This is a genomic window from Desmonostoc muscorum LEGE 12446 (assembly GCF_015207005.2).
Classification (GTDB): domain Bacteria; phylum Cyanobacteriota; class Cyanobacteriia; order Cyanobacteriales; family Nostocaceae; genus Nostoc; species Nostoc muscorum.
Map to the genome: position 1 here is coordinate 1497957 of NZ_JADEXS020000001.1, position 20506 is coordinate 1518462.

The 20506-nt window shown below is 43.2% G+C and carries 14 protein-coding genes; 3 read left to right on the forward strand and 11 right to left on the reverse strand.

Going from position 1 to position 20506, the window contains the following annotated elements; all coding sequences use genetic code 11:
• Window positions 1–21: 21 nt before the first annotated feature.
• The 4 genes from IQ276_RS06620 to petB form a co-directional block, all read right to left on the reverse strand.
• On the reverse strand, window positions 22–489 hold the full coding sequence (locus IQ276_RS06620; protein ID WP_228042967.1) for an ATP-binding protein: 468 nt from the start codon (window positions 487–489) through the stop codon (window positions 22–24).
• 212 nt (window positions 490–701) lie between these two features.
• Window positions 702–920 (reverse strand): hypothetical protein, encoded by a 219-nt coding sequence (locus IQ276_RS06625; protein ID WP_193915592.1) that lies wholly within the window; start codon window positions 918–920, stop codon window positions 702–704.
• A gap of 221 nt (window positions 921–1141) precedes the next feature.
• Complete coding sequence (petD, locus tag IQ276_RS06630; protein WP_073641886.1) at window positions 1142–1624, reverse strand: cytochrome b6-f complex subunit IV; 483 nt, start codon at window positions 1622–1624, stop codon at window positions 1142–1144.
• Between the two features lie 258 nt (window positions 1625–1882).
• A complete protein-coding gene (petB, locus tag IQ276_RS06635) occupies window positions 1883–2530 on the reverse strand; it encodes a cytochrome b6 (RefSeq protein ID WP_073641887.1) in 648 nt (215 codons plus the stop codon).
• Between the two features lie 515 nt (window positions 2531–3045).
• Between petB and ctpA the strand changes: the two genes are divergently transcribed.
• Window positions 3046–4290, forward strand: a complete 1245-nt coding sequence (gene ctpA / locus IQ276_RS06640; protein WP_193915590.1) for a carboxyl-terminal processing protease CtpA — start codon at window positions 3046–3048, stop codon at window positions 4288–4290.
• Window positions 4291–4303: 13 nt separating this feature from the next.
• Here the strand turns inward: ctpA and IQ276_RS06645 are convergent, their stop codons facing one another.
• The 6 genes from IQ276_RS06645 to IQ276_RS06670 form a co-directional block, all read right to left on the reverse strand.
• Window positions 4304–10639: an ATP-binding sensor histidine kinase gene (locus tag IQ276_RS06645; protein WP_193915588.1), complete on the reverse strand. Its 6336-nt coding sequence runs from the start codon at window positions 10637–10639 to the stop codon at window positions 4304–4306.
• Window positions 10640–10939: 300 nt separating this feature from the next.
• Window positions 10940–12319 carry an amidase gene (locus tag IQ276_RS06650; RefSeq protein ID WP_193915586.1) on the reverse strand — a complete coding sequence of 460 codons (1380 nt, stop codon included), beginning with the start codon at window positions 12317–12319 and terminating at the stop codon, window positions 10940–10942.
• A 122-nt stretch (window positions 12320–12441) separates the two neighbouring features.
• The gene (locus tag IQ276_RS06655; protein WP_228042966.1) at window positions 12442–13722 is read right to left on the reverse strand and encodes a cystathionine beta-synthase; all 1281 of its coding nucleotides are present in this window, start codon (window positions 13720–13722) and stop codon (window positions 12442–12444) included.
• 275 nt (window positions 13723–13997) lie between these two features.
• The gene (locus IQ276_RS06660; RefSeq protein ID WP_235115490.1) at window positions 13998–15251 is read right to left on the reverse strand and encodes an aminotransferase class I/II-fold pyridoxal phosphate-dependent enzyme; all 1254 of its coding nucleotides are present in this window, start codon (window positions 15249–15251) and stop codon (window positions 13998–14000) included.
• 233 nt (window positions 15252–15484) lie between these two features.
• Entirely contained in the window at window positions 15485–16480 is a 996-nt protein-coding gene (locus tag IQ276_RS06665) for a DMT family transporter (protein ID WP_193921224.1), read from the reverse strand.
• Window positions 16481–16594: 114 nt separating this feature from the next.
• The gene (locus IQ276_RS06670; protein WP_193921222.1) at window positions 16595–17329 is read right to left on the reverse strand and encodes an MBL fold metallo-hydrolase; all 735 of its coding nucleotides are present in this window, start codon (window positions 17327–17329) and stop codon (window positions 16595–16597) included.
• A 194-nt stretch (window positions 17330–17523) separates the two neighbouring features.
• On the opposite strand from IQ276_RS06670, the gene IQ276_RS06675 reads away from it, so the two are divergent.
• Window positions 17524–19044 (forward strand): site-2 protease family protein, encoded by a 1521-nt coding sequence (locus IQ276_RS06675; RefSeq protein WP_193921226.1) that lies wholly within the window; start codon window positions 17524–17526, stop codon window positions 19042–19044.
• Between the two features lie 57 nt (window positions 19045–19101).
• Window positions 19102–19716 carry a type II toxin-antitoxin system RelE/ParE family toxin gene (locus IQ276_RS06680; protein ID WP_235115491.1) on the forward strand — a complete coding sequence of 205 codons (615 nt, stop codon included), beginning with the start codon at window positions 19102–19104 and terminating at the stop codon, window positions 19714–19716.
• 149 nt (window positions 19717–19865) lie between these two features.
• Here IQ276_RS06680 and IQ276_RS06685 read toward each other — a convergent pair whose 3' ends face one another.
• Window positions 19866–20432 (reverse strand): phycobiliprotein lyase, encoded by a 567-nt coding sequence (locus tag IQ276_RS06685; RefSeq protein ID WP_193921218.1) that lies wholly within the window; start codon window positions 20430–20432, stop codon window positions 19866–19868.
• Between the last annotated feature and the right edge of the window lie 74 nt (window positions 20433–20506).

Here is a 20506-nt window from a genome sequence, read left to right on the forward strand (position 1 = left end):
TTGAATGCTTCACTTTGGCTTTCATACTCTTGCAGCATATTTGACGATGAGCAGACAATTTCTACCATCTGTAACACGCTCGTAGACAACACGGTCAGTTGAACGCCTGAGAATCAACCATCCATACCCGCTTTCTTGCGGTTTATCTGGCTTTGGCTCTGGGATGCTATCAGGATTGAAAGGTTTTCCATAATCCCAAATTCTAATTTCTAGGCGGTCAACCCACAGATAAACGTCAATATCAATGGTTGTTTCCGGTGGGAAAGCACGATGAGCGTGACGAACAGCGTTGGTAAAGCCCTCTGCTAATGCTAAATTTAGTTCGGCGAGTTGAGTTTGCGACCAGCCAAGTTGAGATAAATGTTGCAGCCAAAATTGCTTAAACCAATCTTGCACTTGGTTGGAGAGGGTGAGTTCGCTCTTAACCGTAAGATGATCTTGCTGCACTATGGTAGGTACTAACTGTGACTTGAATAAAAGTAAACCCAAGTTAGTAGGGGTTAAATTTTGTGCTTTTTGCAAAATTTCTCTGACATCTAAAAATCTAAATTGACATATTCTGCGTAACAAAATACAAAACATGAACAATTTTGGTATTCCGAGGGTTGTAACTAGCAACTTACGTGGGAGTAAATGAAAAATGTTTGTATTTGTTGACCTTGCCAATTTTAGATTTTAGACTTCAGATTTTAGATTAAAAATTATTTCGGTTGATGCCGTGCCCATACTATAGTGGGTGTAACAAATCTTTTCATCCAAAATTTAAAATCTTCAAGACCCCACTCAGAGTGGTTGGGGTCAATCCAAAATAGGCGATCGGTCTTGATAAAGGTTTGTTGGTGGGAAGCCGGCGCTGGATATAAGTTGGCACAAGTGAGGAAACCCGCCCAACTTACTGGCTCAACTTTTGTCTCTGACACGCTACGCGTAGCTTGCTTCGACCTACCATGCAAAATCCAAAATTGATTGACTTTAGTGATTTGAGATTCGTGGATGCCCAATTATGGGGCTTTTCTATCCAAAATTTCAAATCCAAGATTCAAGGTGGATTATTAAAATTGACGCCTGTTTATTTTTTCAAAAGCACATCTGCATATGCTTTCAAAATTCACAGGCGTCAAAGCACTTTTTTGAGACTAATTTAGAATAGTCCCAAAGTCAAAGATTTGTCCAATGGCAAGGCAGCACCAATACCCAGCCACAGGGTGACAAGAGTGCCAAAGAGAAACACTGTGGTTGCAACTGGGCGGCGGAAGGGGTTTTGGAATTTATTGACGTTCTCAATAAAAGGAACCAAAATTAGCCCCAAGGGTACGGAAGCCATTGCTAACACTCCTAAAAGTTTGTTAGGAAGCGATCGCAAAATTTGGAAAACTGGATACAAGTACCACTCTGGCAAAATTTCCAATGGTGTGGCGAAAGGATTTGCTGGTTCACCGGTCATCGCGGGGTCTAGCACGGCTAGAGCCACAATCGCAGCGAATGAACCCATAATCACGATGGGGAAGACGTAAAGTAGGTCATTAGGCCAGGCTGGTTCACCATAGTAATTGTGACCCATACCCTTAGCCAGTTTGGCTCTTAACTGGGGATCGCTGAGGTCAGGTTTTTTCTGTGTTGCCATTTTTAAATGTGCTCTCCTGCTTAAGTCTAATTAAAGCATTTGTGAAAGCCATCGGCTACTAGGCAACCCTAGCAAGCGGCAAGCAGCTTTGTGTCTGTCTACAGTCAGCCGCCTCAAGGGCGTCTAAAGCTTTTGGCAAGGTATGCAAGTGTTTGTTTTTTGTAACTTATGTACAATTATTTTCTTGTGTTTCATAAGTTTAGAACAAACAACTTCATCTGGAAACTGACAAATGTTGCCTTTTGCTAATCTCTGAGATTACAAAGGACCGGAAATGCCTTGTTTGCGGATCATCAAGAAGTGAAATAGCATGAAGACTGCAATTAACCAAGGCAAAACAAAGGTGTGTGCGCTGTAGTAACGAGTCAGTGTTGCTTGACCAACACTAGAACCGCCACGCAGTAGGTCGGAGATCAGAACACCAACCACGGGAATTGCTTCTGGTACGCCGCTAACAATTTTCACAGCCCAGTAGCCAACTTGGTCCCAAGGTAGAGAATAGCCGGTAACTCCAAAAGAAACGGTAATTACAGCCAGGATGACACCACTCACCCAGGTCAGTTCGCGGGGCTTTTTAAAACCACCAGTCAGGTAAACCCGGAAGACGTGCAAAATCATCATCAATACCATCATGCTGGCAGACCAGCGATGGATGGAGCGAATTAGCCAACCGAAGTTCACTTCAGTCATAATGTACTGAACTGAGGAGAAAGCTTCAGCTACTGTTGGCTTGTAGTAGAACGTCATGGCAAATCCAGTAGCAAACTGGACTAGAAAGCAAACCAGGGTAATTCCACCCAGGCAGTAAAAGATATTGACGTGGGGAGGGACGTACTTGCTAGTAACGTCTTCGGCGATCGCTTGAATCTCCAGGCGTTCCTCAAACCAGTCGTAAACGTTGGCCATACAATCTCAAGTTCCTAAGAATCGGTTGCGTTTGATAAATTGCGAAGTTTTAAATCGGCGACGAAAGTTTCAAGGGTCCCAAGCCTGGGGATGTTCGGAGTTCGGCTTTAGGCTTTCCCCCAAGGAATGCCACAGGCTAGAGTGGCAGCATAACCCCTTGCGGACTTTCTTGAAGCCGCCGAGTTGTGACTTCTCTCCCAATTAGCAATTTTGGGATTTTAGTAAAGGGGACTTTTTTGTTTGTCAGCTTTGGGCGTGCTAAGAGTTTTCAGAAACTTTACACTCTGTAAAGATGGAATGTATTGCGATCTCGTTATGCTCCAACACAGAAAATGGTGGACACAAACTAGATTTTATCCTTTGCTGAGTGGGATGAACTGCATCAGTTGAGTAAACGACTTGATGAGAAGAATGCACCACTTCTATAAAAAAAGTAACATAATCGAGAGATAGATTTCATCAACAACAGGACAACTGGGCATTTCTAGGCAATTTGGGTTGAAGTGGAATTGATAATGGGGTTCATGAACAAACAGTTTTTTCGAGTTGGATTTTCACTGCTAATGGCGTTTTGCTTGGCCTTGGGTACAATTACTCAGCCTGCACTGGCTTTGACGGCACAACAAAAGCTGGTTTCTGAAGTTTGGCGAATTGTCAATCGTACTTATCTGGATGAGACGTTTAATCATCAAAATTGGGCGACAGTCCGGCAAAAGGTTTTGGAGAAGCCCCTTAGCGACTCCAATGCGGCTTATACAGCCATTCAGACGATGCTCAAGAGCCTTGACGACCCTTTTACCCGCTTTTTAGACCCAGAACAGTACCGCAGCTTACAGGTCAACACTTCTGGGGAACTGACGGGGGTGGGATTGCAAATTGCTCTCAATACTGAAACTGGTAAGTTGGAAGTAGTGGCTCCCATCGCAGGTTCACCAGCAGAAAAAGCAGGGATTAGACCACGCGATCGCATTCTCAAAATTGAAGGTGTTCCCACTGAAAATCTCACTCTTGATGAAGCTGCGACGAAAATGCGCGGACCGAGTGGCAGCCTTGTGACTCTCGTCATTGAACGAGACGGAGAGCCAGAAACGGAAATTAGACTGACGCGCGATCGCATTGCTCTTAATCCTGTGGTTTCAGAATTGCGTGTTTCTGAGGAGGGCACGCCCATTGGCTACCTTCGGCTGACTCAATTCAATGCCAACGCCTCCACAGAATTAGCAAACGCTATTTCTAGTCTAGAAAAAAAAGGCGCTGCTGCCTATATTCTAGATTTGCGAAATAATCCTGGGGGGCTATTGCAAGCCGGAATTGAAATCGCCCGTTTGTGGTTAGACTCTGGCACTATTGTCTACACTGTTAACCGACAAGGCATTCAAGGTAGTTTTGAAGCGTCTGGCCCAGCCCTGACGAGCGATCCTCTGGTGATTTTGGTGAATCAAGGAACTGCCAGTGCAAGTGAGATTCTTGCCGGCGCACTCCAAGATAATGGGCGTGCCCAACTTGTAGGCGAAACCACTTTTGGTAAGGGTCTAATTCAATCTTTGTTTGAATTATCAGATGGTTCGGGTTTAGCTGTGACAATTGCTAAGTATGAAACTCCTCAACATCGGGATATTAATAAACTAGGTATTAAGCCAGATAAAGTGATTTCCCAAGCACCCCTGAACCGCGAACAGATTGGCACAACTGCGGATCTGCAATATGAAGCAGCACTGGAACTATTGAGAGAAAATTCGGTTGTGGCGGGAAAGACTTAAAGCTCAACGCTTTCTAAGCAATAGTCGGATTGGTTGAGAAGCCCACACTTACCGCTTGCAAAAGTGGTAGCTGAATCACAAATTCAGTTCCTTCGCCAGGTTGAGAATTCACCTCGATCGCCCCGCCATGTTTTTCCACAATAATTTGACGGGCGATCGCCAATCCCAAACCTGTACCTTTACCAACACATTTAGTAGTAAATAAATGGTCAAAAATCTTTTGTTTCACTTCTTCGCTCATTCCCTGACCATTATCAGCAATAATAATTTTCACACAGTTATTTTCTAGGGAAGTTGTAATTTTAATTAAATTGGGATTTAGCTTAATTTCCTCAAAGCTGCGTCCATTATTTGATTCTTCCAACGCATCGATAGCATTGGCTAAAATATTCATAAATACTTGATTTAATTGCCCCGGAAAACATTCAATTTTGGGTAGATTACTATATTCAGTTAATACTGCAATAGCTGGATGTTGTTCATTCGCTTTCAGACGATGTTTCAAAATTAAAATCGTGCTGTCAATGCCTTGGTGGATATTAAACGGAACTTTGTAATCTCGATCGGCACGAGAGAAAGTGCGGAGACTGGTGCTAATGTTTTTTAGCCTGTCACAGGCTATCGTCATGGCATCAATCATCTTAGGCAAGTCTTCTAAGGTATAGTCCAAGTCAATTTCTTCGGCATGGTCAAGAATTTCTTCACTTTTGTCGGGTAAACTTTCTTGATAAAGTCTGAGATGTTCAACAACATCAGCAATACTTGGTTGAGCTTGTTTGAGTGTGGCAGCAATAAAACCAAGGGGATTATTCATTTCGTGAGCAACACCAGCAACTAAATTACCCAAAGCCGACATTTTTTCACTTTGGATCATTTGTAATTGGGCGTTTTGCAGGTTAGTTAGGGCTTGTTCTAAATCTTGTGATTTTTGCTGCAAGGCAAGTTCTGCTTTTTTGCGTTGCGTAGCTTGCCGATAGGCATCGCTAATATCTCGCATTACAGCTACCGCACCGAGTTTGTTACCCGCAGCATCAACAATCGCTTGTCCGCTGGCTAACAAAATTCTCTTCAAGCCATGCTTGGGTGCAATTACCATTTCGATATTTTGGACAATTTCCCCTTGAAAGGCACGAAACAAAGGAATTTCCGTGGTTGATAGGGGTGTTTCACCGTCAGCTTGATAAAGATCGAAGTGTTCTGCCCATTCTTCTGGTGCTAATGATTCTAGTGGTAAGCCATGAAATTCACTAGTTGCTTTGTTAAATAAGGTCAACTTGCCAGTAGCATCACAGACAACAATGCCATCGGTAATATTGTGAATGATGGCATTTAAAAACTCTCGTTCTTTGGCTAAAGATGCTTCAACTTGTTTGCGATCGCTAATATCAATCACTACCCCATCCCATAAAATTGCACCATCGGCTTGTCGCTCTGGGCGAGCAGCAGATCGAACCCATTTCACGGTTCCTGAAGGCAGGATAATCCGCCATTCTTGCTCAAAGGGTGTGAGAGTTTGGGCAGAGTAGGCGACTGCTTGGGCAACAGCTGGATCATCGTCAGGATGATGCATGGCGTAAAGGCTATGCGTCCCCGCCATCACTGATTCTGGCTCTAATCCGTACAAGTCCAAACAGCCAGAACTAACGTAGGGTGTTGAAGTTGAACCGTCCGCCGCCAGACGGAATTGGTACACCATACCAGGAATATTATTTGCTAAATTTTGGAAGCGGATTTCACTAGCCTGCAATTTCGCTAGAGATTGTGCCAACTGTTGAGCATAGTTTTGGGAATTGCCATAAAGTCGGGCATTTTCCAGGGAAATGGCAGCTTGGGCGCAAAGTAAGTTGAGCAGTTCGACGCGATCGCTGGTAAAGGCTCCAGTCACAAGATTGTTTTCCAGGTACAATACACCAAGCAACTTACCCTGATGCAAAATTGGGCTGCACAAGATACTCTTGGACTGCTGTCGGTGAATGTAAGGATCGTTAATGAATTGTGTATGCACCCTGGCATCAGTAATTACCACGGGTTGTAAGGTGCGTTTCACGGTATTAATCAAACTAATCGGCACATCCTCGCTGTCTTCCAGAAATTGTGGCTTCAGCAGCATTGGACAAAAATCACTATAAGTGACGGATTGCACCATTAACTGTTCTTCATAGGACAGCAGCAACACACATTTCTCGGCTCCAGAATTTTCAATGAGAATATGCAGCAATGTCGAGAGCAGTTTTTCCAGTTCGATTTCGCCAGAAAGGATTTGAGAAGCTTTGAGAATGGCGGCTAAATCTAAAGCAACAGAGATGCTGCTACTACTGGAAGTGGCGGAACTGGTGGAGGTGATAGTCCCTAAGTTGAAGATAGTTTCGTAAGTGGAGAGGGGAGAATGGGTTTGCTGGAGGATGGGGGCGAGTAGTTGGGGATAGCGTTTCTCTAAGTCGGCGACTTTGGCTTTGGCACCCCAACGAGCATAGCCATAGTAGGCTTCGGTGATGTATTCTTGGGCAATGCGCTGTTTACCCCAATCCAGGTAAAACTTAGCGGCTAATTCGTTGGCAAGTGCTTCTTCTTGGGTGTAGCCGTGTTCTTTGGCTAGAGTTATGGCGCGATCGTAGAATTCTAGCGCCTCTGATTTCTGTCCTAGAACCCGATACCGTTCTGCTTCAACCAAATAAAACTTGTGTAAATGATTAGCTGGAATATAGCTAGCCCAAGTTTTGATCTTTTCCTGATTTTTGCTCACCCGCCCAAGAATGTGTTGTTGTTCTGTTTCGGAAACTTGGGAATAGATTGCCAGATGAGCTAGAGAATCATAGGTGTGGAAGATTGGAACCACAAATAATCCGATGGCGCCGCCTAGATAATTTTCAGTAGCGATCGCCTCTGTCACTGCTAGTTCAAACTTCCCAAACAGATAACCGAGAAAAAGTTTACTCACATAGAAATAGTACAGCGCAGTTTGATCCCCTGAGTCCTGGATGACCGGCAGCATTTGCTCTTGATTGAAAGCCTTTCCAATTAGTTCCCATGCTTCGGCACCATCGCCGATTAAATTCAAAACCGCTTGCTGAAAAATAGTCATCTGGGTGAGAAGTCCTGCTTGTTTGAGTTGAGTGAGTTGAAGGCAAAAAGCATCACTTTCCCGACTTAAGTCCCCCAGTTCTTTACCGACAAACAAACAGTGCATGATGTAAACGACTGCACAAATGGTAGCTGATTCTAAATCTCCCGTTTCCAGTCCAATTTGATAGCCTTCCCGAAAAAGCGCTAAGGTGTTCCTGAGCGGCTCTTGCCAATGCAATACAGAACAACATACTCCGACATAGGTTTTGGCTTTCAACTTTTTGGCATTCAACTGTTCGAGTAATGTAAGTGCCAGTTGTCCAAACTGATAGCCGCATTCAATGTCTCCTACCGCCCCACAAAGCAGCAGTCCATAGTAGGCATAACCATTTGTAGAGTATGAGGTATTGCCGTACTGAAGAGATAAATTTACTTGCTCAAGAGTAATAAATGGTAAGAGTGCTGGAGCGGCAACATAGGCAGAAGAAGAGACACCTACAAGAATCCGCATAGCAGCTAATTTGTCTGGCTCGATCATCTGAGGTAAATCGATTAAATCTGGCGGTTGTCTGCCAGCTAAGATGGATTTGGTTACCTCGAGCGCCAATGCAATATCTGATTCACCTGGTTGCTTGGGAAAATGAATTCCTAACTGCTCTAAAATCTGGAGAGCCAACTCCACGCCCTGGAGAAATTGATGTTGGGCTTGAGCGGCTTGGATTTGGATTTCATAGACTTTAACGGTATCCAATAAGGTTCTAGCATTTTCCAAAATGACTGCTGGAAATTGTGCCATCTGCTCAAAGTTGCCACTTAGGTAAGCTGCTTCGGTGGCAGCTTGATAAAGTTTCAAGGTTAGTTGATATTGTGTTTGCCACCGCTTTTGTGCAAGCATTGCAATACCGATAGTGGCATACTCAAATGCGGCGGCGTATGCTATTGCAGCTATTGCTTTTTGTGCAGCTTGTAAATTGAGTTGAGCGAGTTCTGTTTTCTGATCTAGATCGACAATTAAGCTATTACCGATATTCAGTTGATTAACAATCTCAAATAGTTTTTCATCCTGTTCTGCGGCTGGCGTATGGTTGAGCAAAAGTTGACCAATTTTCAGGTGAGTGACCTGTTTTTGCTCCTTTGGAATCAGAGAGTAGGCTGCTTGCTGGACGCGATCGTGCAAAAATTTGTAAACTGTTTTTTCTCCGTTGTCATTTGTCGTTTGCAAATCGCCAAGGGCTAATGAAGAATCTTGATAAAATTTGTAAACTTCATTGGTGGGAATTACAAATCCTTCTTGTAATGTTTTCCACAAATCCGCAGCAGTTTCTGTCTGGGACTTTTGATAAACGATCGCCAATGTACTTAAATCAAACTGATTACCAATACAGGCTGCCAGTTTCAGAACTTCCTGAGTTTTGGGTGGCAACTTTAAAAGTTGAATTGCCATAAATTCAACCACATCATCTGTGAGAGCAAGCGATCGCACTTGTGCTACATCACACTGCCAAAAACCTGTATGCCAATCAAAGGTAATTCGTCCCTCCTCATGTAATGCCTTGAGAAACTGAGTTGTAAAAAACGGATTACCTTTGGCTTTTTGATAAACTAGTTCAGTCAACGGCAGGGCAATTTCTGTTGTACAACTCAAGGTGTCTGCAATCAAACTATTAACATCGGCTTGACTCAAGGTCATCAGCGTTAGAGTGTTAACCGTCGCCACCTTCTCAATCTCTTCGAGTGTCAGCAGCAACGGATGAGCCGCAAACACTTCGTTATCGCGGTATGCACCAATAATCAATAGATAGCCCCTCAAGGTTTCACCCATCAACAGCTTCAGCAAATTCAGTGATGCTGAATCTGCCCACTGTAAATCGTCTAGGAACACTACCAACGGATGTTCTGGTGTAGTGAACACCTGAATAAACTTGACAAACATCAGATTGAAGCGGTTCTGAGCAGCACTGCCTGATAGTTCTGGTGTAGGCGGTTGCTGGCCAATAATCCGTTCTAATTCCGGAATTACGTCAATTATCACCTGTCCACTCTCACCCACAGCAGACAGAATTTTATTTCGCCACTGCTGGAGTTGGCTGTCAGTTTCACTGAGCAATTGTGCTATCAAATTGCGGAAGGCTTGGACAAAGGCAGACAAGGGAATATTGCGGTTGAACTGGTCATACTTACCTTTGATGAAATACCCATTCCACCGGACAATCGGCTTATGTACTTCATTCACCACCGCAGTTTTACCAATGCCGGAGAAACCAGCCACCAACATCAGTTCGGCTGCTCCATTGGCAACTCGGCCAAATGCTTCTAGCAAGGTTTGTGCTTCTTGCTCTCGTCCATAGAGTTTTTCTGGGATGAGAAAGCGATCGCTGATATCATTTTGTCCTAAATCAAACCAACTATTCTTGCCTGTTGTTTGCCATTCTTGGCAACATTTCTCTATATCATATTTCAGTCCCAATGCACTCTGATAGCGGTCTTCAGCGTTCTTCGCCATCAGCTTGCAAACAATCTCTCCTAGCATTAAAGGAATTTCTGGGTTGAGATCGCAAATGGAGTTGGGCTGTTTAGCGATATGGCAATACACCAACTCCATTGGCTCGTCGGATGTAAAAGGCAGTTGTCCACTCAGTAGCTCAAAGAATGTCACACCTAATGAATAAAAGTCACTGCGGTAGTCAATGCCTCGGTTCATCCGCCCAGTTTGCTCTGGCGACAGATACGCTAGCGTTCCTTGCAGTCCATTGATGCTCTGAATTTCCTGAGTTTCTCTTGGTAAGAGTGAAGCAATACTGAAGTCAATCAGTTTGACTTGTTTGGTGTCGGGGTGAATTAGGATATTGGCTGGTTTAATGTCCTTGTGAATGACGCGTTGTTGGTGTAACTGGTGTAAAGTTTCCAGCAGTTGCAGGGCAATGGGTAGGAATTCCTGTAATATCAGTGGTTTTCCGGTAGTAAATTCTCGTAGGGAAACACCACCAAAGTCCTCCATTACCAGCGCGTAGCCATTGTAATAGGGTTCGAGGCTGTAGGGTTTAATGATGCCGGGAATATCTAGGTTTTTGGCGATCGCATATTGGTTGCGAAACTGTAATAATTCGCCCAAAGTCGGGTATTCTCGTTTTAGGAGCTTAATCACAACTGGCTGGCGATGCCTGGGTTGGGCTGCGCCTACGCATTCTCGCACTGCCCGATACACTTCAGTCCGAGAACCTGAATAAAGTTGTTCTACAATCTCGTAGCTAGGGATTCTTACAGTTTCAACAACTTTTTCGCTCATAAATTTTTACTAGAATTCCTTGTCTCAGGCTTAGAATTCCCCAGACAAGCATCCTGGTTAACAAACTTTGGAAAATTTGCTTTGGGTATTGGGAGTGCTGTACATGGATAGCGGGGCGATGAGCCGCGTGCTGAGTGAGGAGTTACAGCACTTTTCATGTATTTAGACCACAATCTTGTTCCTTCCTTTCTTCCTTTGCGCCTTTGCGCCTTTGCGTGAGATAAAAAAGATGTGGTTCATTTACCTGAAAATAGCTGTAAGAGTTATTATTCTTCCTCTGCCCCATGCTCCATGCCTTTTCTAGTACCCAGGCGGACGTTGAAAAAAACCAGTTACTTGAGTTAATTTTTCAGCAATTTCTAGCAGTTTCATATCGCTTCCACGCCGCCCCACCACTTGCACACCGATGGGTAGTCCTTCTTGTGACTGTGTAAAAGGCAGCACTACCGCAGGGTTGCCAGTTAAGTTAAAAATTGTTGTGTAAGCACCTATTGTTCTCAAATAAGAAAACTCGTGACCATCTACCTCAATGGGTTCTCCTGGCTGACGATGGGTAAAGGCAGGCACTGGCACTACTGGACACAGCCAAGCATCCCAATTAGATAAAAAGTCTTCCATATTGGCAATGAGAATATCGCGCTCAATGAGGGCGGTGAGATATCGTTGTTGCTGTTGAGTCTGCGTCAGGTCTGGCTGTGATAAACCCAATTCAAAATTATAAATCTTGAGGTAAGTATCTCGTATCGCATTGCTATCAAAATTTGGCGGCTGGTTGTGTTGTTCTACACAGCATCCAAGATCCGCTAGGGATGATGCTAGTTTCTCTAGAGCGGCTTTGGTTTCAGCTGTTGCTGGAATCTGACCAAAACCTTCTGTCCAAGCGTAGCGGTACGATTGTAGGGTGGCCACTGGGTTAACTTGTGTGGATATGGGCATTACTTCTGACTGGCGCGGATCTGGGTCTTGAATCAGTGACAGACACAATTGCAAGTCTTCCACACACCGGGCAAGAGGCCCTATTGTCTGTAAATGCCGAATAGTTTTAGGTGTTCCTGGCAACTCTGGAATATGTCCAAATATTGACACTAAATCCTCGGTTGGTTTCAAGCCGAAAATCCCACAGAAGTGAGACGGAACGCGGATTGACCCACCAATATCGCTACCAATTTCCAGAAGGGATAACCCAGCAGCGATCGCACTCGCCCCACCCCCAGTGCTACCACCTGGGGTACACTCATGGTTCCAGGGGTTGTTTGTTCTACCAAACAGGGGACTGTTAGTCTGGAAGTTATCAGCTAGTTGTGGTGTATTCGTCTTGCCCAAAATAATTGCTCCAGCGGCGCGTAGTCGAGCGACAACGGTGGCATCTTGCTTTGGGACATAATTGGCTAGGGGTTGATAACTGCTAGTTGTGCGTAATCCTTTGGTTTCTAGGGTGTCTTTGATAGTTATGGGTACTCCATGTAAGACTCCCCAATTTTCTCCTTGAGCTAATGCTTGATCTGCGGCTTTCGACTGGGCGATCGCATTTTCTGCATCCAGTGTCACAATGGCATTTAATCTTGGATTGTGTTGAGCAATCTGACTCAGATAAGCTTCTATTACTTCTTTTGAAGAAACTTGGCGATCGCGGATAGCTTTTGCCAATTGATGAGCAGTTAAAAACACTAAATCATTCATCAGTCTTCTAAAAAACTTTTCTGGTTCCTAAAATTACCTGAATTTTCACTCCGTTTGGCTTACCCAATATTTAATTAAATCAGTTCTAGTAACTAATCCTATAGGAATCTCATCTCGTTTAATTATAATTCCAGTATTTCCCGATAAAAGAACTCGATAGCTTCGGAAATCTCTACTTTTTCATCTACAATTGGTAAAGGCTTACCCATAACAGCCGCAACTTTTTGGTTAGAAAAATTGATACCTTCATGCAGTAGTTTCATTAAAGCAGCTTCATTTAAACTACCAATGACATTATTATTTTCAATAACTGGAATCTGGGAGATATTCAGCTTTTGCATAACTTCAATCACTTGACTCAATGTATCCTGTGGACTCACAGAAACGAGTGATGGGAAATCTTTTTTATTCACAAGTATATCTTTAATTTTTGTGATTATTCTGGTTTTTTCTTCCCAGAAACCATTTTCTTGCATCCAGGAATCAGAATAGATTTTATTGATATAGTTTCTACCAGAATCTGGCAACAGTACTACAATTTGCTTAGGTTCTGATAATCTAGCTGCGTATTTTAAAGCCCCTACTATCGCTGTGCCGCAAGAGCCTCCCACAAGTAAACCTTCTTCTCGCGCCAGATGACGAGCCATATTAAAAGACTCTTTATCGCTAACTCTCACCATTTCATCTATGACTTGGCGGTTAAAAGTTTTCGGAATAAAGTCTTCACCAATTCCCTCCACTTTGTAAAGTTTGAGGGTATCGCCAGAAAAAATCGAACCTTCTGGATCTGCACCAACAATTACTATATTTGGATTTTGTTCCTTGAGATATTTGCCAACTCCTGAAATTGTCCCACCTGTTCCCATCGCAGCCACAAAAACATCAACTTTACCATCACTATCTGACCAAATCTCTGGCCCAGTTGTTAAGTAATGAGCTAACGGATTATTCGGATTAGTAAATTGATCGGGTCTATAAGCTCCTACTATTTCTTTAGCAAGTCTTTCTGCTACTCCGTTAAAGCTTTCTGGAGAGTCAGGAGGAACGGATGTAGGAGTAATTACTACTTCTGCACCATAAGCTTTCAGCAAGTTAATTTTATCCTGGCTCATCTTATCTGGCATCACAAATATGCATCGATATTTTTTAATCGCAGCGATTAGCGCCAGACCAACTCCAGTATTTCCTGCTGTTGCTTCAATGATTGTCCCGCCAGGTTGCAGTTGACCTGTTTTCTCTGCTGCTTCAATCATGGCAAGAGCTATTCTATCTTTTGTGCTACCACCAGGATTGAGATATTCTAATTTACAATAAATTGTTGATTTAATTTCTTGACTAATACTATTGAGTTTAATCAGAGGAGTTCTGCCAACTGCTTCCAGAATATTATTATAAGTAGCCATCAGAAATTCCCTATCATTTTTTAGTGTGATTTTTGACACTCCCCGCAGCTATTGCCGGGGGGATTCTAATTTCATCCTAGTTACTTGCTCTACCAGGCAGCTAAGCCGAGTATTTTCGAGTCGCGTCTGAAATATTAGTTTAAAACTAAGCCGAATTGTGGGCAAAAATTTAAAAATTATTCTTGCTCAAAACTCTATCCCTTTATGAGTAAAGTATTCTGAATTCTGTTAGCGCAGCGGGGCGTAGCCCATTCTGAATTCAGAATACTTTTTATTTATTTTCTGTTATTGGTAGCATATTCTATAGCTGCTTGGAATTTGGGCAGGGCACGGTAAATCATGTCTTCGTTGGCAGTCAGAGAAATTCGGAAATAACCCGGTATTTCTTGGGGTGTCCCAGGGAAAACAAATACATCTTGACTTGCTAGCAACTCGGCAAAAGCACAGTCGTCTGACCAGGGTGACTCTACTAACAAAAAGAATGTCCCCTCAGGAATTTGCAACTTATAACCCATTTCCTGGAGTGCTTTCACCATCCAATCACGCTTGCGTTGTAGATGATTCATATCGAGGGTGAGTTGCTCCAAGTCAGTCAGGGCATACTGCATTAGGGCACTGGGGAAACACCAACCAAAAGGACTACCTTGCAGTGTACGAATTATGCGGCGTATTGACTCACGTTCAGGCATTGTAGGTGGCAAGGCAACATACCCGATGCGTTGACCAGGAGCCATCCAGACCTTACTGTAACCGTAGATGAGGAAGGAAAACGGGTAGAACTGAGTGGGACTGGGACAAATCCGCCCATCGAACACAATGCGGCTGAAGGTTTCATCAGAAATCAGGTAAATGGGTTTGCCGTAGTGATTGGAGGCATTGGTGAGCAGATTTGCTAATTGCTGTAGGGTTGTTGCTGAAAAAATCTTGCCTGTGGGGTTGTGGGGTGAATTGATGACGATCGCTCTGGTACTTTCAGTGATAACATTGGCGATCGCATCTAGATCCAGATCGAAGGTAGTTGGATTTACAGGAACGCCAACCGGAACCGCACCAGCAACATGAATCATCCGCCTATAGTTTAACCAAGGTGGGGTAATGATTATCACCTCATCCCCCATTTCAGTCAGCATCTGAAGACAAATAGCTAGACCAATCAGACTGCCATTGGTCATGAAAATATCTTCAGGTGCGATGGAAATGCCGCGTTGCGTCTTTAGACCTTCTGACACTGTGGCTCGTGCCTCCGGCAGGTTATCTTTATAGCCGAACCAACTCTCATTTTGCGGAACGCTCCAGCGCTGAAGGGCTTCTACAAAGCCTAGTGGGGGCAACTCATGAGCGTCACCCTCAGTAAAATCAATGCTTCCCGGTTCATGCTTACGACTCATATAAGTTGTCTTGGCGAGGAACTCACTTGGAGTCTGGCCTTGAATCGCCTTGAGCAGTCGGGACGAGATGATATGACCTGTTGTCTCGGCTTCTTGTACCTCCTGTAGCATTTTGTTGGGTGGTTGTGTTTGATCTGACATTATGTATCTTCTAGCTGATCCGTACTTCACCCTAGAGTTTAGTGAGTCATTAACTAACAGTCCAGCACCACCAATAAAAATTTATTTTTTACGTAGAATATTTTTTCACACAATCAAAAATAGTATAGCGGTTCCTATTCAGATGCGGTATAGTATTATATCGCAATGTGTAGGGGCACGGCAGTGCCGTGCCCCTACGTGTATACCTCACGTAAACGAGAACCGCTATATTCCTACATTACATTTGCCTTCTCGGCTTTGCTGTCTGACAATTGAGTTGGAGTAAATACAAAAGGCTTTTCAGATTTAGCCAAATAAATGCCAGCACAAATTACCAAAAAAGCTAACCAATTAATTAAACTTAACTCTTCAGAAAAAATTGCCCAGGCAAGTATTGCGGCAATAATCGGCTCAAGTAGCAGGAACAAAGAAACAAATCCAGCAGAAAATTTTTTCAGATTATAGGTTACGAGTCCTTGTCCGACGACTTGGCATAGAATCGCTAGACAAATTACTGCCAGCCACCCTGAGAATGAAGAAGGAAAGACTCTATCTTCAGTAATGATAACAATTGGGAGAGTGAACAAACTGCCAAGTGTGCAAGACCATAAGAGAATATTTGTTGTCTTAAACTTGGTTCTCAGTCGTTCTCTAAGTACAAAGCTTGCAGCATAGAATACGGCAGAAACTAAAGCCACACCGTCCCCGATGAAATTATCGGCAGACACTTGCCAATCTTTAATTCCGATAATAATTGTTCCGCCTAAAGCTAATACCAAGCTAATCAGAAATTTCTTGCCAAAACGATGACCTAAAAATAGCCATCCTCCGAGAGTGGCGAACAAGGGGTTGAGGTTATGGAGTAAGTTGGCATTAGCAATACTGGTCTGAGTTATAGACCAAGCCCAGGAGAGTAATGACCCGATATTAATAATAGCCAAAACCACAAAAATAATAATGTCACGAATTGTGTAAGCCTCGTTCTGGATAAGAAAATCTGCGGATAGTTTGTATCGGCTAGCCTGAATGCTATTCCACAACCCGAAAGCAACAGCACCAATCCAAAAGCGATTGAAAATCGTAGCATTTGAGCCGATTTCTTTTTCGCTCAATTTAATGAAAATTGCAGCTAGAGATAATAGAAATACGGCTACAGGCATCGATAAGTACGCTAGTATATCTGGTTTTGGATCTATTTGTTGTTGTGCTAACTCAAGTTGATTACTCATCCGTATTAGTTTGGGGTACTTCTTTGATTATGAACACCTAAAGACCTGTTTCTAACTCTATTGAACCAGCAGTCTCTCAATTTTAAATTGATTAAAATTCAGCAATTTGAGCCTCTAAAGTAGGGGCTGTAACCGCAGCAAAGCTTGTAAATCAAGAGAAGCCAGGTGCTGGTAAGCTCCATCTATGGCACGCTTTCCTCTCAAGAAACCTGTATTGGCTCCAGGACAAATATACTCAAGACTCTCTGGTGTAAAACGTTCTAATAGCGATCGAAGACTGTTAATTTGTCGCGGCCAGTGAAAAGTTTTAGCTGTCCGTAATGGTACTGGTTGACCTTGCTGATTGGGGACTAAATGGCGACCAGAAAATAAAATGCCTCCAAGTTCACTGTAGTATAGACAAGATGAGCCAGGAGAATGACCTGGTGTCCAAATTACTTTTGTTTGTGTATCAAGAGTAAATTCTTGGCTAAAACTAGTTACAGTTAAACCTGGTAATAAATAAGCTTCTTGTTCTTGAATGAGAACTTTGCAATCAAAAATTTGCTGAATTTCAGCGGTCTTACCAATAGCGCCTCGATGGGTGAGAAATAACCAACCCACGCCTCCATGCGCTGCTAAAAAATCTTGATTTCTTTCGTCTAGGGCAGGGCAATCTATGAGGATATTGCTTTCATTTCTTACAATAAAATAAGAGGTTCCTCCTAATGTGTCCCGATTGGGTGGAAAAGTAAAAATGCTTTCTTGTGGGAAGTCCGTTGGCAGAGAATCTGGGCGAGGAATTTCGTTCAGGAACACAGCCCGTGGTGGGTTGGTTGTAGGACTTGGCTGTTGAGGTAAAGGGGACATAATGTAAAGAACCGAAACTTAGGAGTTGTGGATAATCTGGTTAAAGTGTAAAAATTCTCAAGGATTGAAACTTAAGCGTTAACTAGCACTGTTAACCGTTGGTAAAAAAAATTGGAGTTTGAGGTCTGCCTTGTAGTTAAGGCGATGTGCTAAAGCTACTGGTGGGGCGTTGTGTCAAAATTACTGAAGATAATATGGAATTTTGGTTTTTGTTTCTCCTCCTACTGGGGCTAGCTACTTATCTAATGGTGCAGCACAGCGTCGCTCAGATCACCCGGACGCCAGTATGGTTGTTGTGGTTGGTTCTAATGACACCAGCATTGCTGTTGATTGGATGGATGCTGATGTACGGGGCGAAACAACCTCCGCCAGTAGCGTTGTTCATGTGGTCTTTATTTATCTGCGTACTGTTCTACTGGATCTTGTTTCAATGGGGGCGTCGAATACCACCAGATACACAGACTGAAGCCCAAACCCAAGCCTCAGAACCACAGCCAATAATCCAGCCTACCGCAGAAACAATAGTGCGTCCAATTGAACCAAGAGAAGAAACTCAACTGCGAAATTGTTTTCCTTGGTCTGTATACTACGTGCAAAATATTGAGTATCGACCACAGGCGGTAATTTGTCGCGGTCAGTTGCGAACCAAAGCCAGCAATGCTTATCAGCAGATTAAGAGTAATATTGAAGCACAATTTGGCGATCGCTTTCTGCTAATCTTTCAAGAAGGTTTCAATGGCAAACCTTTCTTTGTACTAGTTCCCAACACTCAAGCTGCTAAACAGACAAATACACCAGAACGCGACCAAAAAAAGTTGACTCGACCAGGATTAGCACTTTTACTCCTACTTGCTACTTTGGTAACTACTACTTTGGTAGGAGTGGAAATTGCTGATGTTTCTCTCCCACGAACATCGGAAATTGGCTCTTTTGTAAAAGTTCTATCTAGCCCAGATGTTCTGCTCAAGGGTTTGCCCTATGCTTTAGGATTATTGACGATTTTGGGCACTCATGAACTCGGACATTATTTAACAGCTAAATTCTACAAGATTCGATCGACGTTGCCTTACTTTATTCCCGTACCTTTCTTCTTGGGAACTTTTGGTGCATTCATTCAAATGCGTAGTCCCATTCCTAACCGCAAAGCTTTATTTGACATTAGTATCGCTGGTCCCCTTGCGGGCTTTGTTGTCACTTTACCGATACTAATTTGGGGATTGGCTCATTCTGATGTGGTTCCCCTGACTGAAAAAACCCGACTTTTGAATCCCGATGCCCTCAATCCCAAATATTCTATTTTATTAGCGGTACTCTCGAAGTTAGCTTTGGGAAGTGAATTAACAGCAAAATCGGCTCTTGACTTGCATCCAGTGGCAGTAGCCGGCTTTCTCGGATTAGTTGTCACCGCTTTAAATTTAATGCCTGTGGGACAACTAGACGGAGGTCACATTGTTCATGCAATGTTTGGACAACGAACCGCAGTTGTAATTGGTCAAATTGCTCGCGTACTGCTATTATTACTTTCTTTAGTTCGAGAAGAATTTTTGTTGTGGGCAATTATCTTATTATTTATGCCATTGATTGATGAACCGGCACTGAATGATGTCACTGAATTAGATAATGGACGTGACATTTGGGGGTTGTTAGCAATGGCCTTGTTGGTTGTTATTGTACTGCCATTACCGGAGGCGATCGCCAACTTTTTGCAAATTTAAAAACGCTGAAGGTATGGAATAGACTAGGATTCAGAATCGACGGCTAGAGGTTACGTTGTGGAAGCAATTCCTTTCGATGTCGAAGTTTACGAAACTCAAGAGGGTAGGGTTCCATTTTCCGAATGGTTGACTTCTCTTAAGGATACTCAGGCAGCCGCCAGAATTTTGCTGAGACTTGATCGGACTAAACAAGGAAATCTGGGCGATCATAAGCTAATTGCAGATGGTATGTATGAGTTTCGGATTGATACGGGTGCAGGATATCGGGTGTATTTTGGGCGAGTGAGTAACTGGATAATTGTGATTCTTTGGGGCGGGGATAAAAGTTCCAACAGCGAGATATTGAAAAAGCGCAACAGTACTGGATGGATTACAGGAGTCGGGATGATGCCCAAAAGTAGAAGCTACGAGCAAGAGTTGATGGGATATTTGCAAGATTCAGAACGGGCAGTTGCCTATCTCAACGCTGCTTTGGAAGAGGGTGAGGAGGAGTTGTTTTTAGTGGCATTGCAAAATGTGGTAAAGGCAAGTGGCAAAGGGGCTGACTGGTTTGAGCAGCTAGAAAATGTTCAGCCTGACTCAGCAGATAGAACGGCTCATCAATTGTTTATGTTACTTAAAGAGCTAAGACTGGGATTAAAACCAATGGAATTTCCCAAAGTGGTAAGCTAATAATCATTCAAATTGCATCAGAGCGTCTTTCTGAGGCTAAGGATTATGCAACTTAAAGGCGGATTAGCTTATAAGTGTTGACTTAATTTATATAAAATTTAATTCCCCCAAAAAAAGGGGGAATATGTTGTCTATATATTGTCTTCAAACTAACTCGATACTGAACTAGCCGCCTCGGAAGTTTTCGCCGCAGGTGGAAAGCCACCCAAGCGAATCTCGGAAGTGAAGGAAGTGATACTAAACCCACCAGAGCGCTTTAAGACATTCACCCGCATTCGCAAATTGGGACTAGCAAACCACAGACGCTCCTCAGACTTCATGGTTTCATCTTCTGTGATTAGAGTCAAAGCACCATCACTATCTATCTGATAGCGTCCGGGAACTGGAGTTTTCTCGCCATCAACTATTTGCCTCAATAACTTGCCTTGGGCCGGATTATCGGCATCAGGTATTGAAACTAAGACACTTGAGCCACTATGTTTTACTTGCTCCCGTTCCATTGTGCCGTTCCAGGTGACTTTGAGACCATAGGAGGTGGAACTAGGATTAATTCCGTACTGTTGACACAATTTGCTCACTTCTGGATGATCTGCGGCTAGTGTCTCAATGATGGTGTCTGACTTGCCATGTTCAGATTGATTCAAAGCTAAATGATGAATAGTACGATGGGAAAACCATTTACCAGTACTTAACTCAAAAAATTCTTCAATATTCATGAATGAAATTACCCTGCATCAAAATGCAAAAATTCCCACTTAATTATTATTAAAAGGTAAGAGGAAGCTTTAAT

What these genes read in the sequence shown, in the direction of transcription:
- ctpA (WP_193915590.1), top strand. Translation starts at nt 3,046, where the DNA reads ATGGGGTTCATGAACAAACAGTTTTTTCGAGTTGGATTTTCACTGCTA.
- petB (WP_073641887.1), bottom strand. Translation starts at nt 2,530, where the DNA reads ATGGCCAACGTTTACGACTGGTTTGAGGAACGCCTGGAGATTCAAGCG.
- IQ276_RS06660 (WP_235115490.1), bottom strand. Translation starts at nt 15,251, where the DNA reads ATGTCAGATCAAACACAACCACCCAACAAAATGCTACAGGAGGTACAA.
- IQ276_RS06675 (WP_193921226.1), top strand. Translation starts at nt 17,524, where the DNA reads ATGGAATTTTGGTTTTTGTTTCTCCTCCTACTGGGGCTAGCTACTTAT.
- IQ276_RS06670 (WP_193921222.1), bottom strand. Translation starts at nt 17,329, where the DNA reads ATGTCCCCTTTACCTCAACAGCCAAGTCCTACAACCAACCCACCACGG.
- IQ276_RS06650 (WP_193915586.1), bottom strand. Translation starts at nt 12,319, where the DNA reads ATGAATGATTTAGTGTTTTTAACTGCTCATCAATTGGCAAAAGCTATC.
- IQ276_RS06685 (WP_193921218.1), bottom strand. Translation starts at nt 20,432, where the DNA reads ATGAATATTGAAGAATTTTTTGAGTTAAGTACTGGTAAATGGTTTTCC.
- IQ276_RS06665 (WP_193921224.1), bottom strand. Translation starts at nt 16,480, where the DNA reads ATGAGTAATCAACTTGAGTTAGCACAACAACAAATAGATCCAAAACCA.
- petD (WP_073641886.1), bottom strand. Translation starts at nt 1,624, where the DNA reads ATGGCAACACAGAAAAAACCTGACCTCAGCGATCCCCAGTTAAGAGCC.
- IQ276_RS06645 (WP_193915588.1), bottom strand. Translation starts at nt 10,639, where the DNA reads ATGAGCGAAAAAGTTGTTGAAACTGTAAGAATCCCTAGCTACGAGATT.
- IQ276_RS06655 (WP_228042966.1), bottom strand. Translation starts at nt 13,722, where the DNA reads ATGGCTACTTATAATAATATTCTGGAAGCAGTTGGCAGAACTCCTCTG.